Genomic DNA, 18,229 nt, shown 5'->3' on the forward strand with positions numbered 1-18,229 from the left:
TTCGTTATCGTGGATTCAGGGTGCTCAGGCCGCGCGCGATGTCGGCCTTGATGTCTTCGACATGCTCGAGGCCGACCGCGAGGCGGATCAGCCCCTGGCCGATGCCCGCGGCCTGGCGCTGCACTTCGGTCAGGCGGCCGTGCGAGGTGGTGCCGGGGTGCGTGATGATGGTCTTCACGTCGCCCAGGTTGGTGGCACGGCTCACGACGCGCGTGCTGTTCATGACGTGGAAGGCATTGGCGCGCGCCGTTTCGGGCGAGTCGCCGACCACGTCGAAGGACACTACCGCCCCGCCCTGCCCCGACTGTTGCTGCATGGCCAGCTCGTGCTGCGCATGCGAAGCCAGCCCCGGGTAGTACACGCGCGAGACGCCCGGCTGCTTCTCGAGCCACTGCGCGATTTCCATCGCGTTGGCGCAATGCGCCTTCATGCGGATGCCCAGTGTCTCGATGCCCTTGAGCACCACCCACGCGTTGAACGGCGCCAGCGCCATGCCGGCGGTGCGCACGATGGGGCCGAACACGTCGACGATGAGCTTCGAGGGGCCGCAGATCGCACCGGCCATCACGCGGCCCTGCCCGTCGAGGTGCTTGGTGCCCGAGTGGATGACGAGGTCGGCCCCCAGCTCCGCCGGACGCTGCAGGATAGGCGTGCAGAAGCAGTTGTCGACCGCCAGCAGCGCGCCCGCGGCATGCGCCACCTCGGCCAGCGCACGGATGTCGCAGACCTCCGTGAGCGGATTGGTCGGCGTCTCGGCGAACAGCAGCCTGGTGTTCGGCTTCACGGCCGCGCGCCATTCGGCCACATCGGTCTGCGACACGAAGGTGGTCTCGACGCCGAACTTGGCGAATTCCTTGCCGAACAGGTTCAGCGTGGAGCCGAACACCGAGCGCGAGCAGACCACATGATCGCCGGCCTTCAGCAGGCCCATGCACATCATGAGGATCGCGCCCATGCCGGTCGATGCGCCGATCGCCGCCTCGGTGCCTTCGAGCGCCGCGATGCGCTGCTCGAAGCTGGTCACGGTCGGGTTCGAGGTGCGCGAGTAGGTGAAGCCAGGCTCGGTGCCCGCGAAGCGGCGCATCGAGGTTTCGGCGTCGGGCTGCACGAAGCCGCTGGTCAGGAAGAGCGCGTCGGAGTGCTCCCCGTACTGGCTCGGCGCGAGACCGGTGCGCAGCGCGAGCGTCTCGGGGTGCAGCCCGGGCGGCAGTGTTCTTTCGTCGTCGGTCACTTCGTCTGCTCTCTCACTCGCTGTGATTGGGAAGCGCGAGGCGCGAGGAATCCTCTTCGGTCTCCTCGATGCGCGGACGGTTGCCGTTCATGCGGGTGATGGCGTCGGTATCGATGTCGCCGGTCACGTACACGCCGTCGAAGCAGGAGGCGTCGAAACCATCGAGCTTGCCGTTCAGTGAACCGATGGCGCGCTTCATTGCATCGACATCCTGGTAGATCAGCGCGTCGCAACCGATCAGCTCGCGGACTTCCTCGACGGTGCGGTCGTGCGCCACCAGCTCGTCCTTGGTCGGCATGTCGATGCCGTAGACGTTGGGATAGCGCACCGGCGGCGCGGCGCTGGCCAAGTAGACCTTGCGGGCGCCGGCGTCGCGCGCCATCTGCACGATTTCGCGGCTGGTGGTGCCGCGCACGATGGAGTCGTCGACCAGCAGCACGTTGCGGCCCTTGAATTCGCTGCCGATCACGTTGAGCTTCTGGCGCACCGACTTCTTGCGCACGCCCTGCCCCGGCATGATGAAGGTGCGGCCGACGTAGCGGTTCTTCACGAAGCCTTCGCGGTACGGCACGCCCAGCAGGTGCGCGAGCTGCGTGGCGCTCGGGCGGCTCGACTCGGGGATCGGGATGATCACGTCGATCTGGTTCGGCGGCACGGTCGACACGACGCGCTTGGCCAGCGTCTCGCCCAGGTTCAGGCGCGCCTGATAGACCGAGATGCCGTCGAGCACGGAGTCCGGACGGGCCAGGTAGACGAATTCGAAGATGCAGGGGTTGAGCGTCGGCGACTCGGCGCACTGCATCGAATGCACCTTGCCCTCGAGGTCGATGAACACGGCCTCACCAGGGTTGATGTTGCGCTCGAAGGCATGGCCCGAGCCTTCCAGCGCGACCGATTCGCTCGCCACCATCACGGTGCCGTCGGCGCTGCGGCCCATGCACAGCGGGCGGATGCCGTACGGGTCGCGGAAAGCCAGCAGGCCGTGGCCGGCGATGAGCGACACCACGGCATACGAGCCGCGCAGGCGCTTGTGCATGCTCTTCACGGCGGCGAACACCTCGGCCGGATGCAGCGGCACGCCGCGCGAGGCACGCTCGAGTTCATGGGCCAGCACGTTGAGCAGCACTTCGGAGTCGCTCTCGGTGTTGGTGTGGCGGTGGTCGGTGGAAAACAGCTCCGAGCGCAGCGCGTGGGCGTTGGTCAGGTTGCCGTTGTGCACCAGCACGATGCCGAAGGGCGCGTTCACGTAGAAGGGCTGGGCCTCTTCCTCGCTGTAGGCGTTGCCGGCGGTGGGGTAGCGAACCTGGCCCAGGCCCACGCTGCCCGGCAGCGCGCGCATGTTGCGCGTGCGGAACACGTCGCGGACCATGCCCTTGGCCTTGTGCATGAAGAACTTGCGTTCCTGCAGCGTGACGATGCCTGCGGCATCCTGGCCGCGGTGCTGCAGGAGCAGCAGCGCGTCATAGAGCAGCTGATTGACGGGTGCGTTGCTGACAACGCCGACGATTCCACACATGAACGATTCCCCTTAGGGCAGGTAGCTGGCCAACTTTTCAGGCAGGGAGGGCTTGAGGCCCTGCAATGCCGCATCGAGAACAATGGCGCTGCGCGATTCGTGCCACCAGGCACTGTCGCTCAACACCAGCAAATGGACAACGACGGCGAACACGAGCAGGGCCACCACGCCCCGCGCCGCGCCGAACGCCGCGCCCAGAATCCGATCCACCGGCCGCAGACCCACGACCGTGATCAACTTGCGCGTGAGCGCTGCCACCAGCCCCACGCCGAACACCACCGCCACGAACACCAGCACGAAGGCCAGCGGGTAGCGCCACGCTCCCTGCGGGTCACCGAACGGCAGCCATGCCGCCACGTCCGACGCCAGCCACTGGGCTGCAATGAAGGCGGCCACCCATCCGATCAGCGAAATCACCTCGAACACCAGCCCGCGCACCAGGCCGAAAAGCATCGACACCCCGATGAGCGCGACGGCGATCCAGTCGAGCAAGGCCACGGCAACGGCTGGCGACGACTCTTACAACGTGAGGATCGCGGCCGACAAAGACAAGCCCTTGACCTTATCGGCCGCGCGGTCGGCCTCGGCACGCGAGCTGAAGGGGCCGACACGCACACGCGTGCGTTCGCCGTCGGCAGTCTTCGCCACGTGCACATAGGTCTTGAGACCGGCCCTCTCGAGCTTCTGGCGCACTTCGCGCGCCTTGTCGGCGTCGGCGAAGGCGCCGACCTGCACCACGAAGCGGCCGCCCTCGTCGGCAGCGGCGGGCTTGGCGGCGGCCGCGGTGACGGGCTTGCCCTCGAGCAGCGCGCGGGCGCGGGCGCCGTCGTCCACGGCGGCGGGTTTCGGCTTGGCTTCGGGCTTGGGTTCCGGCTTCGGCTTGGGCTCCGGTTTCGGTTCCGGCTTGTGCTCGGGCTTGGGTTCGGGCTTCGGCTCAGGTTTGGTTTCTGGCTTGGGGTCCGGCTTGCGCTCGGGCGCCGGGGCCTGCGTGGAGCTGGCGACCGGCTTGCCCGGGTCGATCTCGGTGCCGTCCGCGGCTTCGGTGATCATGCCGCTCGACGACGAGGCGGATGCCACGCGCGAGCTGCCGTTGTCGGGGGCGGCCGGCGTGGTGCTGCTGCTGGTGGCGGGCGCCGGCGTTGCCGGCACGGGCAGCGGCTTGACCTTGTTGCGGTCCGGAATCTCGATGGGGATGTCGACCGACACCGGCCGCGGCTGGGTATCGAACAGCAGCGGGAAGCCGATCACGCCGAGCAGCACCAGCACCGCCGCGCCGAGCAGCCGGTGGCGCGCACGCCGACGCATGGTTTCGACACTTTCCGCTGGGACTGCGGCTGGGGCGCCTCGTCCTTCGTTGCCTTGCGGGCCGCGCGTGCGGAACTTGAAAAACGCCATGAAGTTCGATCCCTGGAGGAGTGCAGCGAGGTGGTGCCAGAAGGTGCGTACAACCCGACGATCAGCCGCCCGGCGACAGGTGTTTGGCTTGCAGCCGGGGAGTGCCGTTTTCGAGGACGCCACCCACGGTGAAGAACGATCCGAAGACCACGATTCTATCAGCGGGCCCTGCCTGCCCGATGGCCGCGCGCAGCGCCTCCATCGGCCCTGCATGCACGCTGCCGGAGGCGTCGGCGCGCGTGTTCTGCGCCTGCCAGGTGGCCAGCAGGTCGGCCGCCTTGGCGGCGCGCGGCGTAGGCAGGTCGGTGAAGTACCAGCGGTCGATCAGCGGCCCGATGCGCGCGAGGATCGGGGCCAGGTCCTTGTCCGCCATCACGCCGAAAACGCCGTGCGTGGTGGGGTAGAAACCCATCGCGTCGAGGTTCTCGGCCAGCGCGGCCACGGCGTGCGCGTTGTGCGCCACGTCGAGCACCAGCGCGGGCTCGCCCGGCACGATCTGGAAGCGGCCCGGCAGCTCGACCATCGCGAGCCCGTTGCGCACCGCCTGCGCCGTGATCGGCAGTTGTGGCCGCAGCGCCTCGAGCGCCGCCAGCACGCCGGCCGCATTGATGAGCTGGTTGGCGCCGCGCAGGGCCGGATAGGCCAGCCCGCTGTAGCGCCGCCCGCGGCCCGACCAGCCCCACTGCTGCTTGTCGCCCGCAACGTTGAAGTCGGTTCCGAAGCGCCAGAGGTCGGCGCCGATCGAGTTGGCATGGTCGATCACGCTCTGCGGCGGCACCGGGTCGCTCACGATGGCGGGCTTGCCCGGGCGCATGATGCCGGCCTTCTCGAAGCCGATGCTCTCGCGGTCGGGCCCGAGGTATTCCATGTGGTCGAGGTCGATGCTGGTGATCACCGCGCAGTCGGTGTCGATGATGTTGACCGCGTCGAGCCGGCCGCCCAGGCCCACCTCGAGGATCGCCACGTCGGGCTTTTCCACGGTCATGCAGTGCAGGATGCCGAGCGTGGTGAATTCGAAGTAGGTCAGCGGCATGTCGCCGCGCGCCTTTTCCACCACCTCGAAGCTTGCTATCAGTTTCGAAGCATCGACAGCCTCGCCCTGCAGCCGCAGGCGCTCCTCGAAGCGCACCAGGTGCGGCGAGGTGAACACCGCCGTGCGGTAGCCCGCGTGCGTCAGGATCGATTCGAGCATGGCGCAGGTCGAGCCCTTGCCGTTGGTGCCCGCCACCGTGATCACGGGGCAGGCGAAGCGCAGGCCGAGGCGCTGCGCCATCTCTTTGGCGCGTTCGAGTCCGAGCTCGATGTTCTTGGGATGGAGCCGCTCGGCGCGCTCGAGCCAGTCGTTCAGGGTTTCCATGGAGGCGGGCATTGTCGCCGACCCGTCGGCCGGGGCATCATCGCGGCCATGACAACCCTCTACGGCATTCCGAATTGCGACACCGTCAAGCGCGCCCGCGCCTGGCTCGACGAACACGGCATTGAATACACCTTCCACGACTTCAAGAAACAGGGCGTTCCCGAGGCAGAGCTCGACCAGTGGCTGAAGAAGCCTGGCTGGGAAGCCCTGGTCAACCGCAAGGGCACCACCTGGCGCAAACTGGACGACGCCACCCGCGAGGGCGTGGTCGACGCCGTTTCCGCCCGCGCCGTGCTGCTGGCCAATCCCAGCCTGATCAAGCGGCCGGTGGTCAACTGGGGGCCCCAAAAGCCCGTTACGGCGGGATTCGACGCCGACGCCTGGGCTGTCAACGCCGTGTAAACCCCGGAACCCGGCCTGCCGCCCGGCGTCGAACCTCGATCCGCAGGAGAGACACACCATGAACAATCGCACTTTTCGCACTGTCGCAGGCATTTCAGTCGCCGGCATGCTGGCCGCCGGCACCGGCCTCGTTCATGCGCAGCAGAACCAGGTGGTCCAGGCCCGGGTGATCTCCGCCACCCCGATACGCGAAACGACCGGCAGCGACGTGAACTACAACGTCACGTACGAATACAACGGCCGGCAGTACACCACCCGCATGAACACCCGGCCCGGAGCGACCATTCCGATCCAGGCCGGCGCGTATGGCGTGACGGGCGTGGCAGGCGTGACGACCTCCCCGGTGACACCGCAGCCGCAGCTGCAGGCCTACCCGGTCGAGGCCAACAGCGGCGGCGGCTACGCCCCGCAGTCCGGTGGCTCGCCATGGGACAGCGTGGTTCCCGAGCCCGGCGTCGTCGTCTCCAGCGCCCCCGCGCCGGTCTACCAGCCGGCGCCCGTGTACACCGCTCCCGCCCCCGTCTACGTGGAGCCGGCCTATACGTACCCCTATGCCTATCCCTACGTCTACCCGCCGGTCGGCATCTCGCTGAACCTCGGCTATTCGCGAGGCTGGGGCGGCGGCTACTACCGCGGCTACGGCTATCGCGGCTGGGGCGGCTATCGCGGCGGCTGGCACCGTTGAGGCGAGGGCTGGCGGGCCGCCGCCCCCGAGCCCCTAAAATCGAGGACTTTTCCAACCCTTGACGGGTGCGCCGCAGGTGCGGTGCGTCCTCGATTCGCCGGCCGCCAAAGCGCCGGTGCCACCCAATGACGACGACTACCGACACTCTGAACAGCGCCGCAGTGGCCACCAAGGCCAATGTGTATTTCGACGGCAAGTGCGTGAGCCACAGCCTCACGCTGGCGGACGGCACCAAGAAATCGGTCGGCGTGATCCTGCCGTCCACCCTCACCTTCAACACCGGCGCTCCCGAGATCATGGAAGGCACCGCCGGCAGTTGCGAATACCAGCTCGCGGGCACCGACGAATGGATCGCCTCGGGCCCCGGCCAGAAGTTCAACGTGCCCGGCAACTCGAGCTTCAAGATCCGCGTGACGGGCGAGCCCTACAGCTACATCTGTCATTTTGGGTAAACCCCAGGCTTCGCGCACTTCGTGTCGCTTCTCCCACCCCCTTGCAGGGGGCGATACCGATGGCCCGGCAAAGCCGGTTCCACGGTATCCCGGGCAAAGAGCCGCGCCACGAAAGCCATGAGCCATTGAACCGCGCCACCACCAACGGAACTCCCATCATGTCGACCATCCTCCAAAACGTTCCCGCCGGCCAGAAGGTCGGCATCGCCTTCTCCGGCGGCCTGGACACCAGCGCGGCGCTCCACTGGATGCGCAACAAGGGCGCGATCCCCTACGCCTACACCGCCAACCTCGGCCAGCCCGACGAGCCCGACTACGACGAGATCCCCCGCAAGGCGATGCTCTACGGCGCCGAGAACGCCCGCCTGATCGACTGCCGCGCGCAACTGGCCAACGAAGGCATCGCCGCCCTGCAGGCCGGCGCATTCCACGTCACCACCGCCGGCGTCACCTACTTCAACACCACGCCGCTGGGCCGCGCCGTCACCGGCACCATGCTCGTGTCGGCCATGAAGGAAGACGACGTCCACATCTGGGGCGACGGCAGCACCTACAAGGGCAACGACATCGAGCGCTTCTACCGCTACGGCCTGCTGACGAACCCCGCCCTCAAGATCTACAAGCCCTGGCTCGACCAGGTCTTCATCGACGAGCTGGGCGGCCGCGCCGAGATGTCGGCATTCATGCAGAAGGCCGGCTTCGCCTACAAGATGTCGGCCGAGAAGGCGTACTCGACCGACTCGAACATGCTCGGCGCCACGCACGAAGCCAAGGACCTGGAGCACCTGAACAGCGGCATCACCATCGTGCAGCCCATCATGGGCGTCGCCTTCTGGAAGGACGAGGTCGAGGTCAAGCGCGAGACCGTGTCTGTGCGCTTCGAGGAAGGCGTGCCGGTCGCGCTGAACGGCGTGCGCTACTCGAACCTGGTCGAGCTGATCCTCGAAGCCAACCGCATCGGCGGCCGCCACGGCCTGGGCATGAGCGACCAGATCGAGAACCGCATCATCGAGGCCAAGAGCCGCGGCATCTACGAGGCTCCCGGCCTTGCGCTGCTGTTCATCGCCTACGAGCGCCTGGTCACCGGCATCCACAACGAAGACACCATCGAGCAGTACCGCGAGAACGGCCGCAAGCTGGGCCGCCTGCTCTACCAGGGCCGCTGGTTCGACCCACAGGCCATCATGCTGCGCGAGACGGCCCAGCGCTGGGTGGCGCGCGCCATCACGGGCGAGGTGACGGTCGAGCTGCGCCGCGGCAACGACTACTCGATCATGAACACCGAGTCGGCCAACCTCACCTACAAGCCCGAGCGCCTGAGCATGGAGAAGGTCGAAGGCGCGTTCACGCCGCTGGACCGCATCGGCCAGCTGACGATGCGCAACCTCGACATCGCCGACACGCGCGAGAAGCTGGGCATCTACACCCAGACCGGCCTGCTGTCGTCGACCGAAGGCGCTGCGCTGCCGAAGCTGGCGAACGACGGCGACGCGAGCTGATCGACGGCGATCAAAGCCTCCAATGACAACGGGCCCCTCGGGGCCCGTTTTTCATGGGTAATGCGCAAGGTTCAGTCCCCGCCGCCTCCACCGCAGCCGCCTCCACACCCGCCACCGCCATCGGACGAGCCTCCGTCGCCGGAGCCGCCATCACCGCTGCTGCTCGACGACTCGCTCCCGCCGAAGCCGCCTGCGTCGCCCGAGCTGCCGCTGTCCGACGACGAATCGCCGAAGCTGGTGCCGCAATGCGCATCCGAGCCGATGTGCCGCTCGACCGCCCGGCAGTCGGGTATGTAGTGAAAGCCGCCTTCGATGGCGAACTTGATGTCCAGCGCGAACAGCAGCGGCAGCCGCGCGGGCTTGCGCGGATCGATGCTCTCTTCCTTGCAGGCCCAGTACCAGGTGCGGCGCAGGCCGTCGTTGCGCTTGGGGTCCCGGCCAAGCACTTCGGCAGGGCTGTGGTGCAGCATGCCGCCGAAGGCCGCCTTGCACCAGTTCTGGTAGCCCTGCGTGTGCAGGATGAACTCGTGCCAGGCCGTGTCGACCACCTTCGAGGGCATGGCCACGAACTTGCGGTCGCTGCGCAGGTGCGCCATGAAGAACTGGCGCAGGCCGCGCAGCACCAGTTCGGCGTCGCGCCGGCTGAGTTGCGGATGCGCCTGGCACAGCTTGCCGACCAGGAAGGACGGCAGCCGCGCCTCGCGGATGAACTGGCGCCGCAGGCTGGTCTCGAGGAACTTGAGCACCGCCGCAAACAGCAGCGCGAACACGATCACCGCCACCATCGAGCCCCAGCGCCGCGTTCCGAGGAAGAGCGCCAGCAGCGCGACCACGGGCACTGCCCGGCGAGCCCAGACGAGGGCACCGATGCGGCGGCGGAAATTCAGGTGCAGGAAGTCGAGGTCCATGCTGGCGTGGCGTCAGCTCAGACGACGACCGGCTCCGGCTCCAGCCGGATGCCGAAACGCTCGTACACGCTGGTCTGGATCGCCTTGGCGAGCGTCATCACCTCGCCTCCCGTCACCGGGTTCTCGCGGCCGCCGCGGTTGACCAGCACCAGCGCCTGCCGCTCGTAGACGCCGGCATTGCCCACCGACTTGCCCTTCCAGCCGCAGGCGTCGATGAGCCAGCCGGCCGCCAGCTTGATGCTGCCGTCGTCCATCGGGTAGTGAACGATCTTCGGGTCGCGCGCGATGATGTCCGCGCACTGCTCGGGCGTGACCGTCGGGTTCTTGAAGAAGCTGCCGGCGTTGCCCAGCACGCGCCAGTCGGGCAGCTTGGCGCGGCGGATGGCGCAGATCCAGTCGAAGATGTCCTTTGCGCTCGGCGTGAAGTTGCCCGTCTCCTCCATCTTGCGCTCCAGGTCGAGGTAGCCGACCACCGGTTTCCAGGGCTTGGGCAGGCGAAAGCGCACCCGGGTGATCACCGCCCTGCCCGCCAGGCCGAAATCGTTCGGACCGCTGCGCACATGCTTGAAGACCGAGTCGCGGTAGCCGAAGGCGCATTGGGCCGCATCGAGGGTGAAGCTGCGGCCGGTTTCGAGGTCGAAGGCGTCGAGCGACTCGAAGCGGTCCTGCAGTTCGACACCGTAGGCGCCGATGTTCTGCACCGGCGAGCCGCCCACCGTGCCGGGAATCAGCGCCAGGTTCTCCAGCCCCGGATAGCCGTTGCGCACCATCCACTCGACGGCGTCGTGCCAGGTTTCGCCCGCGCCGGCCTCCACGATCCAGGCGCGCGGGGTTTCTTCCAGCAGCCGCAGGCCCTTGATCTCGACCTTCAGCACCAGCGACTTGACGTCGCCCGTCAGCACGATGTTGCTGCCGCCGCCCAGCACGAAACGGGGCGCGTCGCGCCATGCCGGATCGTCGCGCAGCGCGGCCAGGTCGGCCTCGCCGGCAATGCGCGCCAGGTGCTGCGCGCGCGCGACGATGCCGAAGCTGTTGTAGGGCTGCAGCGGGACGTTGGACTCCACGATCATGGGAGAATTGTCGCATCTGCACCCGTGAAGAATTCAGGAGAGAGTCCATGCCGTCCTTCGATACCGTCTGCGAACCCAACCTTCCCGAGGTGAAGAACGCAGTCGAGAACACCGCCAAGGAAATCGCCACGCGTTTCGATTTCAAGGGCACGGCCGCCGCCGTCGAGCTCAAGGACAAGGAAATCACCATGATCGGCGACGCCGAGTTCCAGCTCGTGCAAGTCGAAGACATCCTTCGCAACAAGCTCACCAAGCGCAGCGTCGACGTGCGCTTCCTCGACAAGGGCGACGTCCAGAAGATGGGCGGCGACAAGGTCAAGCAGGTCATCAAGATCAAGAACGGCATCGAGAGCGAGCAGGCCAAGAAGATCACCCGCATCGTCAAGGACAGCAAGCTCAAGGTTCAGGCCGCGATCCAGGGCGACGCGGTGCGCGTCACCGGCGCCAAGCGCGACGACCTGCAGGCGGCCATGGCGCTGATCAAGAAGGACGTGCCCGACATGCCGCTCACCTTCAACAACTTCAGGGACTGATCTAGGTACTCCCCCAGGCTTGCCCACTTCGTGTGGCCGCCAACCCCCTCGCCGGGGGCAATACCGGCGGACCGGCGGAGCCGGTTCCGCGGTATTCCTGGTCTATCAAGTCGAACAACCGACGCTGGAGCAGCAAGCCTCGTATGAAACATCTTCTCGTCGCAGCGCAGCTGTTCGCTGCCGCCGCCGTGGCGCATGCGGCCGGCTCGGTCACGCTGACGGGCAGCATCGGCAGCCGCGCGATCCTGATCGTGAACGGCAATCCGCCCAAGACGGTGGCGATCGGCGAGAGCTACCAGGGCGTGAAGCTGGTATCTCTGCAGGCCGAGCAGGCCGTGGTCGAGATGGAGGGCAAGCGCGTCAACCTGCGCATGGACACGCCGGTGAGCATCGGCGGTGGTGGCGGGTCGGGCGGGGGCGGAAGCCGCGTGGTGCTGTCGGCCGACAGCCGCGGGCACTTCATGACGCAGGGCGCCATCAACGGCCGGCCGGTCACCTTCATGCTCGACACGGGCGCGACGGCCATCGCGCTGTCGGCCGACGACGCCCAGCGCATCGGCCTGGACTACAGCAAGGGCCAGCGCGTGCTGATGAACACCGCCAACGGCACGGCTACCGGCTATAAGCTGCGCCTGCAGTCGGTGCGCGTGGGCGACGTGGAGGTGTACGACATCGACGCCATCGTCTCGCAGCAAGCGATGCCCTTCGTGCTGCTGGGCAACAGCTTCATCAACCGCTTCTCGATGCGGCGCGACGCGGACCAGATGGTCCTCGAAAAACGCTATTGAGCTAGGACCAGGGCCTGTTCAGGCCTGCGCGGCCGTCACCACGATCTCGATCTTGTAGGCCGTGTTGGCCATTTTGGCCTGCACGGTGGCGCGCGGCGGCGTGTTGCCGGCCGGGATCCAGGCGTCCCACACCTCGTTCATGGCGGTGATGTCGTCGATGTCGGCCAGGAAGATCTGTGTCATGAGAATGCGCGACTTGTCGCTGCCGGCCTCGGCCAGCAGGCGGTCGACCATGCCGAGCACCTGCGCGGTCTGGCCGCGGATGTCCTGCGTGGTGTCGTCGGGCACCTGGCCCGCAAGGTAGATGGTGCCGTTGTGCACGGCTGTCTCCGACAGGCGCGGGCCGACGTGGTAGCGGGTGATGGAAGCCATGGAACGTGTTCTTTCTTCGGTTCAGGTTGGTTTCTTCTTGGAGCCGAGCTTCGACTCCGTGCCGGCAGCGAGCCGGCGGATGTTCTCGCGGTGCCGCCAGATCAGCAGCAGGCTCATGACGATGATCGCGACCAGCGCCGTGCGGTCCAGCGGCCAGGCGATGCCGCCGCCGATCAGGTAGTAGGCCGGCGCGAAGAAGGCAGCCACCAGCGAGGACAGCGACGAATAGCGGAAGAAGATCGCGATGATCAGCCAGGTGGCGCCGGTGGCCAGCCCCAGCCAGGGCGCGATGCCCACCAGCACCCCGGCGGCCGTGGCCACGCCCTTGCCGCCCTGGAAGCCGAAGAACACCGGGTACAGGTGCCCGAGGAACGCGGCCACGCCGGCCACAGCGGCAACGCCCCCTCCCAGCCCCCACTGCGCGCCGAACTGGTGGATGAGGAACACGGGCACCCAGCCCTTGAGCGCATCCAGCAGCAGCGTGGCGAGCGCCGCGCCCTTGTTGCCCGAACGCAGCACGTTGGTGGCGCCGGGGTTCTTGCTGCCGTAGCTGCGCGGATCGGCCATGCCAAGCGCCTTGCTCACGATGACCGCGAACGAAAGCGAGCCGATCAGGTACGACGCCACGATGGCAATGATGGAAGGCAAGGTGAAGCTCAAGACGGCACTCCGCGGGGGATGATGGTTGTTGTTGTGTGTTCGGCGTATCGGATCAGGCGACCGGCGCCTCGGGCGGCGATTGGATCACGACGTACTGCTTGCGAAACTCGAAGCCCCGGTCGGGCCACTGCGCCGCGTAGGCGCGCAGCGCATCGGCGCCGGCGGGCCAGTCCTCGCCGTTGATGCGGCAGTCGGCCTGCACTTCGCCCTCGGCGTCTCGCGCGGCATAGAGCCGCACGCCGTAGAGGCCGTCCGACTCGATCTGCGGCTTGAAGGCATCCCAGGTGTTGGTGAAGAGGCAGCAGGGGCAGAACGGATGTTCTTCCTCCTCGGCCGCCTCCTTCGCATGTTGGTGCGCGACCGGTCCGAAGAGCACGCGCCGCTCGCGGGCCGGGCGGCCTTCGGCCTCCTTCGCTTCCCAGTTCATCTGCATCGAAGTGCAGTGGCTCAGGCCTGCCGCGTCGGCGGACAGCGCATCGAGGAACACGACCAGATCGACCTGCGCCCAGAGGTCGAAGCCCCGGGTCAGGGAAGCGGCGATGTCGGCGCCCACCGAATGCTGGAACTCGAAGAGGCCCTTGGGCAGCAGCTCGGCATGCGCCACCTCGATGGTGCTGCTGGTGCGCACGCTGCCGTCGCTGTTGGCCCAGTAGCTGGTGATCTGTGGCCAGAGCCACAGACCGCTGCCGGGCAGCCGCAGCCAGCCTTCGCGCTCGCGCACCGGCTCGTGGCCACGTGCCTCCAGCGTTTCGAGCAGCAGTTCGGTGAGGTCGAAAACCTCGGTCCAGTCCTTCTTGCCATCGTTGAACTCGACTTCGAACGACGGCCCGCCGCCTTCGTTGGCGGGACAGAGCGGAGGAAAGAAGTCTGGGGAGGACGAGGACGGTGATGTCGCCATGGCGGCGGCTATTCTGCCAGCGCGCATTGCACGGGCTTCGCGCCCAGCAGCGCCACGCACACCTGCGGATCGATGCCGATCAGGTAGCCGCGCCGCCCGCCGTTGAGCACGATGCGCGGCAGCTCCAGGATGCTCGACTCCACGTAAACCGGCATCTCGCGCCGCGTACCGAAGGGCGAGGTGCCGCCCACCATGTAGCCGCTGTGCCGCTGCGCCACCTCGGGCTTGCAGGGCTCCACCGACTTGGCGCCGATCTGACGCGCCAGATTCTTGGTCGACACCGTGCGGTTGCCGTGCATCAGCACGATCAGCGGCCTGGCGTCCTGGTCCTGCATCACCAGCGTCTTGATGACGGTGAACGGGTCCAGCCCCAGCATCTCGGCGCCGCGCTGCGCGCCGCCGTGCTCGACGTATTCGTAAGGGTGCTCGGTGAAGGCGATCTTGTACGCGCGCAGCAGTTGCGTGGCGGGTGTCTCGGAGGTGTGGACGCTTTTCTTGGCCATCTGGGTGGCAACTTCCGGTTCAGGATGACTTCAGGAAATCCGGTGTACCGCAGCAAGAATCTGCCGCACCACATCGAATTCCGGTCGAGCCATGCAGCATACGCCAGCCCCGGAGGGCGCGATTCCGTTCCCCACGCTGCGCCGCCCCGCCCTCACTGCGCTCGTGCTGGCGGTCGCGGCCATGCACGCGGCGGTGCTCTGGCTGCTTGTGATGGCGACGAAGCCGCATGGGCGCACTGCCGGTGCAGCGAAACGCATCGTCGTGGAAATGGTGCGCACTGAGCCTCCGACGAAAGCGGATCCGGCGCCACGCAAGAAGGCGGCATCGCCTGCCTCCACTTCATCGCCGCGCCCGGCCGCCAGGCGGCCGCCGCAATCCGTTCGAGCCAAGGCGAACGCCGCTCCCGAGGCTCCGGCCGACACATCGCCCCCATCGCAAGCAGCAAGCGTTGCACCCGCGCCGCCGCCGATCCTCCACTCGGAAAGCATGCGCCGCGCCCTGCGCGACATCGCCCGCGAACGCTCCTTCGCCGACCGAGCCGCCGAGGATCTCAACGGCAGCCCGCGCTCGGGCTTCGACTCCAGCCTCAGCGCGGGCGTCGCAGGCGCCGCGCGCGGGGACTGCAGGAAGGGCGAGTTCAAGGGCGGCGGCATGGGCCTGCTGAGCCTGCCCGCGCTCGCGCTGGCTGCCGCGAACGGCGAATGCGCCCGCTGACGGATCAGGGAACGGAACTCAGGCAGCCGGATCGCGGATTTCCCAGCGGATCTTGTCGATCTCGGCCAGCACCTCCGGCGACAGCGTCGTGCCGTACACGTCCAGATCTTCTTCCAGCTGCGCCAGCGAGGTCACGCCGATGATCGTGCTCGCCACCTGCCACTTGGTGTAGCAGAAGGCCAGCGCCAGCTGCGTCGGCGTCAGGCCGTTGTCGCGGGCGAGCTGGTTGTAGCGCCTGGCCGCCCGCAGCGAATCGGGGCGGCCCCAGCGCTGCTTGCGCACCGATTCGTAGCTCGAGATGCGCGCGCCCTTGGGCGCGTCCGGCCCCTCGATGCCGCTCTGGTCGTACTTGCCGGTGAGCAGGCCGAAAGCCAGCGGCGAATACGCCAGCAGCGACACGCCCAGCCGGTGCATGGTTTCGTCCAACCCGTTCTCGTAGCCGCGGCTGATGAGGCTGTACACGTTCTGCACCGTCGCCACGCGCGGCAGGCCGTGCTGTTCGGCCAGCCGCACGAATTCGTGCACGCCGTAAGGCGTTTCGTTCGACAGGCCGATGGCGCGCACCTTGCCCGCCTTCACCAGCTTGCCCAGCGCTTCGAGCTGCTCGTGGATCGGGGTCTTCGAGGTTTCCTTGGCCGGGTCGTAGTAGATGTTGCCGAAGAGCGGCACGTGGCGCTCGGGCCAGTGGATCTGGTAGAGGTCGATGACATCGGTGCGCAGCCGCTTCAGGCTGGCGTTGCACGAGGCTTCGATGTCGGTCGCCGTCATGCCGCTGCCTTCGCGCACCCAGGGCATGCCGCGCGAGGGGCCGGCCACCTTGGTCGCGACCACCAGCTTCTGGCGCGCGCCGGGGTTGGCGGCGAACCAGTTGCCGATGATGGTCTCGGTGACGCTGTAGGTTTCCTTGCGCGTGGGCACCGAGTACATCTCGGCGGTGTCGATGAAGTCGACGCCCCGCTCGAGCGAGCGGCTCAGGATGGCGTGGGAAGTGGGCTCGTCGACCTGTTCGCCGAAGGTCATCGTGCCGAGGCAGATCGGGGTGACGTGCAGGTCGCTCTGACCGAGTTGGATCTTTTTCATGCGCGGGATGCTACCGCCCCGGTCTCAGGCCCGCCGGCCGCCGCGCCAAAACCCGAGCGCCGCGCGGCCTGCCGGCCGGCCGCTGCCTGTCCTGTGGCGGACTGCGTCAGTACAAAGGCCTCCTTATCATCGACGCCCATGTACCAAGCCCTCCGCCCCTCCCGCAGCGAATTCGTGCCCGTGCGCAACCTCAGCTACCACGTGCGGCTGTGGGGCCAGCCTTCCGACAAACGCCCGCCGCTGGTGCTGGTGCACGGCTGGATGGACGTGGCGGCGTCGTGGCAGTTCGTGGTCGACGCGATGGAGGAAGACCGCTTCATCATCGCCCCCGACTGGCGCGGCTTCGGCCTCACCGACGGCGGCGGCGTCGACAACTACTGGCTCGCCGACTACCTCGCGGACCTCGAATGGCTGCTCGACCACTACGCCGGCGAAGGTGAAAGCGCCCGGCAGATCGACCTCGTCGGCCACAGCATGGGCGGCAACGTCGCCATGCACTACGCCGGCGTGCGGCCGCAGCGCATCCGCCGCCTCGTCAACCTCGAAGGCTTCGGCATGCCCGCGCGCAAGCCCGACGAAGCGCCCGCGCGCTACGGCCAGTGGATCGACGAGCTCAAGCGCCTGCACCGCGGCGAAATGGCGCTGGCCGGCTACTCGGCCGTGGACGGCGTGGCCCGCCGCCTCATGAAGACCAATCCGCGCCTGACGCCCGACAAGGCCGCCTGGCTCGCAAGCCACTGGTCGGTGAACCACGCCCAGCCCGACGGCAGCGAGCGCTGGCAGATCCTGGGCGAGGCGGCACACAAGATCGTCAATGCCCACATCTTCCGCGTCGACGAGACGCTGGCGCTCTACTCGCGCATCGCCGCGCCGCTGTTGATGGTCGAGGCATCGGACGACAGCCTGCACGGCTGGTGGAAGAACCGCTACACGCTCGACGAATTCCACGAGCGGCTGAAATCGGTGGGCAACGCGCGCATCGAGCGGCTCGAAGACGCGGGCCACATGCTGCACCACGACCAGCCGCGGATCGTCGCGCGGATGATCGAGGAGTTTCTCGCGGCCTGATCAGCCGCGCCGGGGCTCGCTGTCCAGGCTGGCCATCTGCGCAGCTGCATAGCGGTCGCCGGCAGCGGAGCCCTTCGGCACCGCGCGCTCGATGGCGGCGAAATCGTCGGCCCCCAGCTTCACGCTCGAAGCACCGAGTGCCTCGTCGAGCCGCGTGCGCCGCCGCGCGCCGATCAGCGGGACGATGTCGTCGCCTTGCGCCGCCACCCATGCGATGGCGATCTGCGCGACGCTCACGCCCTTTGCGTCGGCGATCTTGCGCAGCGCCTCGACCAGCGCAAGGTTGCGCTCCACGTTCTCGCCCTGGAAGCGCGGGCTGTGCGCGCGGAAGTCCTTCTCGCCCGCGCTGTCCTTCGTCCAGTGCCCGCTGATGAGGCCACGCGACAGCACGCCGTAGGCGGTGATGCCGATGCCCAGCTCGCGGCAGGTGGCGAGGATTTCGTCCTCGATGCCGCGCGAGATCAGCGAATACTCGATCTGCAGGTCGCACACCGGATGCACGGCCGCCGCCTTGCGGATGGTCTGCGGGCCCACTTCCGACAGGCCGATGTGGCGCACGTAGCCCGCCTTCACCAGGTCGGCGATGGCGCCGATGGTCTCCTCGATCGGCACGTTGGGGTCGAGCCGCGCCGGGCGGTAGATGTCGATGTGGTCCACGCCCAGGCGCTGCAGCGAGTAGGTCGCGAAGTTCTTCACCGCCGCCGGCCGCGCGTCGTAGGCCACCCAGCCGCCGGCCGGGTCGCGCATGGCGCCGAACTTGACGCTGACCAGTGCCGCGTCGCGCTGCGAGGGCTTCAGGCCCTTCAGCGCCTCGCCGATCAGCATCTCGTTGTGGCCGCTGCCGTAGAAGTCGCCGGTGTCGAGCAGCGTGATGCCCGCGTCCATGGCGGCGTGGATGGTGGCGATGCTTTCGGCGCGGTCGGAGGGGCCGTACATGCCCGACATGCCCATGCAGCCGAGGCCGATGGCGGAAACCCTGGGGCCGGTGGCACCGAGCTGGAGTGTGTTCATCGAAGCGTTCCTTTCAGAGGGGCCGGACGCGATGGCGAGCGGCATGGCGGTAGTCTGGAAGCAAAGATGCCGTTCGATAATCCGTC

The 18,229-nt window shown here is 67.7% G+C and carries 21 protein-coding genes; 8 read left to right on the top strand and 13 right to left on the bottom strand.

What is annotated here, in order from left to right:
• Positions 1-4 precede the first annotated feature (4 nt).
• The 5 genes from ABL838_RS21240 to folC all read right to left on the bottom strand — a co-directional run bounded on the left by ABL838_RS21240 (position 5) and on the right by folC (position 5,511).
• Positions 5-1,231, bottom strand: a complete 1,227-nt coding sequence (locus ABL838_RS21240) for an O-succinylhomoserine sulfhydrylase (protein WP_418121752.1) — start codon at positions 1,229-1,231, stop codon at positions 5-7.
• A gap of 13 nt (positions 1,232-1,244) precedes the next feature.
• On the bottom strand, positions 1,245-2,747 hold the full coding sequence (gene purF, locus ABL838_RS21245) for an amidophosphoribosyltransferase (RefSeq protein ID WP_418121754.1): 1,503 nt from the start codon (positions 2,745-2,747) through the stop codon (positions 1,245-1,247).
• Between the two features lie 12 nt (positions 2,748-2,759).
• Positions 2,760-3,245 (bottom strand): CvpA family protein, encoded by a 486-nt coding sequence (locus ABL838_RS21250; RefSeq protein ID WP_418117218.1) that lies wholly within the window; start codon positions 3,243-3,245, stop codon positions 2,760-2,762.
• Between the two features lie 21 nt (positions 3,246-3,266).
• Complete coding sequence (locus ABL838_RS21255) at positions 3,267-4,142, bottom strand: SPOR domain-containing protein (RefSeq protein ID WP_418121755.1); 876 nt, start codon at positions 4,140-4,142, stop codon at positions 3,267-3,269.
• Between the two features lie 61 nt (positions 4,143-4,203).
• Entirely contained in the window at positions 4,204-5,511 is a 1,308-nt protein-coding gene (folC, locus tag ABL838_RS21260; RefSeq protein ID WP_418121757.1) for a bifunctional tetrahydrofolate synthase/dihydrofolate synthase, read from the bottom strand.
• Positions 5,512-5,547: 36 nt separating this feature from the next.
• Here folC and ABL838_RS21265 point away from each other — a divergent pair, with 36 nt between their 5' ends.
• The 4 genes from ABL838_RS21265 to argG all read left to right on the top strand — a co-directional run bounded on the left by ABL838_RS21265 (position 5,548) and on the right by argG (position 8,537).
• Positions 5,548-5,901 (top strand): ArsC family reductase, encoded by a 354-nt coding sequence (locus tag ABL838_RS21265; protein WP_418117220.1) that lies wholly within the window; start codon positions 5,548-5,550, stop codon positions 5,899-5,901.
• A gap of 58 nt (positions 5,902-5,959) precedes the next feature.
• On the top strand, positions 5,960-6,586 hold the full coding sequence (locus ABL838_RS21270; protein ID WP_418121758.1) for a hypothetical protein: 627 nt from the start codon (positions 5,960-5,962) through the stop codon (positions 6,584-6,586).
• Between the two features lie 125 nt (positions 6,587-6,711).
• Positions 6,712-7,038: a pyrimidine/purine nucleoside phosphorylase gene (locus ABL838_RS21275; protein WP_126025273.1), complete on the top strand. Its 327-nt coding sequence runs from the start codon at positions 6,712-6,714 to the stop codon at positions 7,036-7,038.
• Positions 7,039-7,196: 158 nt separating this feature from the next.
• On the top strand, positions 7,197-8,537 hold the full coding sequence (gene argG / locus ABL838_RS21280; RefSeq protein WP_126025272.1) for an argininosuccinate synthase: 1,341 nt from the start codon (positions 7,197-7,199) through the stop codon (positions 8,535-8,537).
• 71 nt (positions 8,538-8,608) lie between these two features.
• Here the strand turns inward: argG and ABL838_RS21285 are convergent, their stop codons facing one another.
• Positions 8,609-9,445 (bottom strand): glycine-rich domain-containing protein, encoded by an 837-nt coding sequence (locus ABL838_RS21285; RefSeq protein WP_418121760.1) that lies wholly within the window; start codon positions 9,443-9,445, stop codon positions 8,609-8,611.
• Positions 9,446-9,462: 17 nt separating this feature from the next.
• Positions 9,463-10,515: a UDP-N-acetylmuramate dehydrogenase gene (gene murB, locus ABL838_RS21290; protein WP_418121762.1), complete on the bottom strand. Its 1,053-nt coding sequence runs from the start codon at positions 10,513-10,515 to the stop codon at positions 9,463-9,465.
• 47 nt (positions 10,516-10,562) lie between these two features.
• Between murB and ABL838_RS21295 the strand changes: the two genes are divergently transcribed.
• Together ABL838_RS21295 and ABL838_RS21300 are read left to right on the top strand one after the other, a co-directional pair.
• Entirely contained in the window at positions 10,563-11,048 is a 486-nt protein-coding gene (locus tag ABL838_RS21295; protein WP_126025269.1) for a YajQ family cyclic di-GMP-binding protein, read from the top strand.
• A 143-nt stretch (positions 11,049-11,191) separates the two neighbouring features.
• A complete protein-coding gene (locus tag ABL838_RS21300; RefSeq protein ID WP_126025268.1) occupies positions 11,192-11,836 on the top strand; it encodes a retropepsin-like aspartic protease family protein in 645 nt (214 codons plus the stop codon).
• An 18-nt stretch (positions 11,837-11,854) separates the two neighbouring features.
• Here the strand turns inward: ABL838_RS21300 and ABL838_RS21305 are convergent, their stop codons facing one another.
• The 4 genes from ABL838_RS21305 to ABL838_RS21320 are packed head-to-tail and all read right to left on the bottom strand — an operon-like array spanning position 11,855 to position 14,269.
• On the bottom strand, positions 11,855-12,208 hold the full coding sequence (locus ABL838_RS21305; protein ID WP_184641676.1) for a RidA family protein: 354 nt from the start codon (positions 12,206-12,208) through the stop codon (positions 11,855-11,857).
• A 21-nt stretch (positions 12,209-12,229) separates the two neighbouring features.
• A complete protein-coding gene (plsY, locus tag ABL838_RS21310) occupies positions 12,230-12,868 on the bottom strand; it encodes a glycerol-3-phosphate 1-O-acyltransferase PlsY (RefSeq protein ID WP_418121765.1) in 639 nt (212 codons plus the stop codon).
• A gap of 52 nt (positions 12,869-12,920) precedes the next feature.
• Positions 12,921-13,766 (bottom strand): DUF6348 family protein, encoded by an 846-nt coding sequence (locus tag ABL838_RS21315; protein WP_184641675.1) that lies wholly within the window; start codon positions 13,764-13,766, stop codon positions 12,921-12,923.
• Between the two features lie 8 nt (positions 13,767-13,774).
• Complete coding sequence (locus tag ABL838_RS21320; RefSeq protein ID WP_418117227.1) at positions 13,775-14,269, bottom strand: aminoacyl-tRNA deacylase; 495 nt, start codon at positions 14,267-14,269, stop codon at positions 13,775-13,777.
• Positions 14,270-14,360: 91 nt separating this feature from the next.
• On the opposite strand from ABL838_RS21320, the gene ABL838_RS21325 reads away from it, so the two are divergent.
• Positions 14,361-14,984, top strand: a complete 624-nt coding sequence (locus ABL838_RS21325; protein WP_418117229.1) for a hypothetical protein — start codon at positions 14,361-14,363, stop codon at positions 14,982-14,984.
• Positions 14,985-15,002: 18 nt separating this feature from the next.
• Here ABL838_RS21325 and ABL838_RS21330 read toward each other — a convergent pair whose 3' ends face one another.
• Complete coding sequence (locus ABL838_RS21330) at positions 15,003-16,064, bottom strand: aldo/keto reductase (RefSeq protein WP_369661457.1); 1,062 nt, start codon at positions 16,062-16,064, stop codon at positions 15,003-15,005.
• Between the two features lie 138 nt (positions 16,065-16,202).
• Here ABL838_RS21330 and ABL838_RS21335 point away from each other — a divergent pair, with 138 nt between their 5' ends.
• Positions 16,203-17,132 carry an alpha/beta fold hydrolase gene (locus ABL838_RS21335; RefSeq protein WP_418121767.1) on the top strand — a complete coding sequence of 310 codons (930 nt, stop codon included), beginning with the start codon at positions 16,203-16,205 and terminating at the stop codon, positions 17,130-17,132.
• Here ABL838_RS21335 and ABL838_RS21340 read toward each other — a convergent pair whose 3' ends face one another.
• Entirely contained in the window at positions 17,133-18,143 is a 1,011-nt protein-coding gene (locus ABL838_RS21340; protein ID WP_418121769.1) for an aldo/keto reductase, read from the bottom strand.
• Positions 18,144-18,229: the final 86 nt, after the last annotated feature.

This window comes from Variovorax sp. 160MFSha2.1, from assembly GCF_048305075.1.
GTDB classification, from domain to species: domain Bacteria; phylum Pseudomonadota; class Gammaproteobacteria; order Burkholderiales; family Burkholderiaceae_C; genus Variovorax; species Variovorax guangxiensis.

Excerpts from the sequence above, each read along its gene's own strand:
- murB (WP_418121762.1), bottom strand. The coding sequence starts at position 10,515 with ATGATCGTGGAGTCCAACGTCCCGCTGCAGCCCTACAACAGCTTCGGC.
- ABL838_RS21285 (WP_418121760.1), bottom strand. The coding sequence starts at position 9,445 with ATGGACCTCGACTTCCTGCACCTGAATTTCCGCCGCCGCATCGGTGCC.
- argG (WP_126025272.1), top strand. The coding sequence starts at position 7,197 with ATGTCGACCATCCTCCAAAACGTTCCCGCCGGCCAGAAGGTCGGCATC.
- ABL838_RS21295 (WP_126025269.1), top strand. The coding sequence starts at position 10,563 with ATGCCGTCCTTCGATACCGTCTGCGAACCCAACCTTCCCGAGGTGAAG.
- ABL838_RS21275 (WP_126025273.1), top strand. The coding sequence starts at position 6,712 with ATGACGACGACTACCGACACTCTGAACAGCGCCGCAGTGGCCACCAAG.
- ABL838_RS21300 (WP_126025268.1), top strand. The coding sequence starts at position 11,192 with ATGAAACATCTTCTCGTCGCAGCGCAGCTGTTCGCTGCCGCCGCCGTG.
- purF (WP_418121754.1), bottom strand. The coding sequence starts at position 2,747 with ATGTGTGGAATCGTCGGCGTTGTCAGCAACGCACCCGTCAATCAGCTG.
- ABL838_RS21305 (WP_184641676.1), bottom strand. The coding sequence starts at position 12,208 with ATGGCTTCCATCACCCGCTACCACGTCGGCCCGCGCCTGTCGGAGACA.
- ABL838_RS21255 (WP_418121755.1), bottom strand. The coding sequence starts at position 4,142 with ATGGCGTTTTTCAAGTTCCGCACGCGCGGCCCGCAAGGCAACGAAGGA.
- ABL838_RS21265 (WP_418117220.1), top strand. The coding sequence starts at position 5,548 with ATGACAACCCTCTACGGCATTCCGAATTGCGACACCGTCAAGCGCGCC.
- ABL838_RS21335 (WP_418121767.1), top strand. The coding sequence starts at position 16,203 with ATGTACCAAGCCCTCCGCCCCTCCCGCAGCGAATTCGTGCCCGTGCGC.
- ABL838_RS21315 (WP_184641675.1), bottom strand. The coding sequence starts at position 13,766 with ATGGCGACATCACCGTCCTCGTCCTCCCCAGACTTCTTTCCTCCGCTC.
- ABL838_RS21330 (WP_369661457.1), bottom strand. The coding sequence starts at position 16,064 with ATGAAAAAGATCCAACTCGGTCAGAGCGACCTGCACGTCACCCCGATC.
- ABL838_RS21325 (WP_418117229.1), top strand. The coding sequence starts at position 14,361 with ATGCAGCATACGCCAGCCCCGGAGGGCGCGATTCCGTTCCCCACGCTG.
- ABL838_RS21320 (WP_418117227.1), bottom strand. The coding sequence starts at position 14,269 with ATGGCCAAGAAAAGCGTCCACACCTCCGAGACACCCGCCACGCAACTG.
- folC (WP_418121757.1), bottom strand. The coding sequence starts at position 5,511 with ATGCCCGCCTCCATGGAAACCCTGAACGACTGGCTCGAGCGCGCCGAG.
- ABL838_RS21270 (WP_418121758.1), top strand. The coding sequence starts at position 5,960 with ATGAACAATCGCACTTTTCGCACTGTCGCAGGCATTTCAGTCGCCGGC.
- ABL838_RS21340 (WP_418121769.1), bottom strand. The coding sequence starts at position 18,143 with ATGAACACACTCCAGCTCGGTGCCACCGGCCCCAGGGTTTCCGCCATC.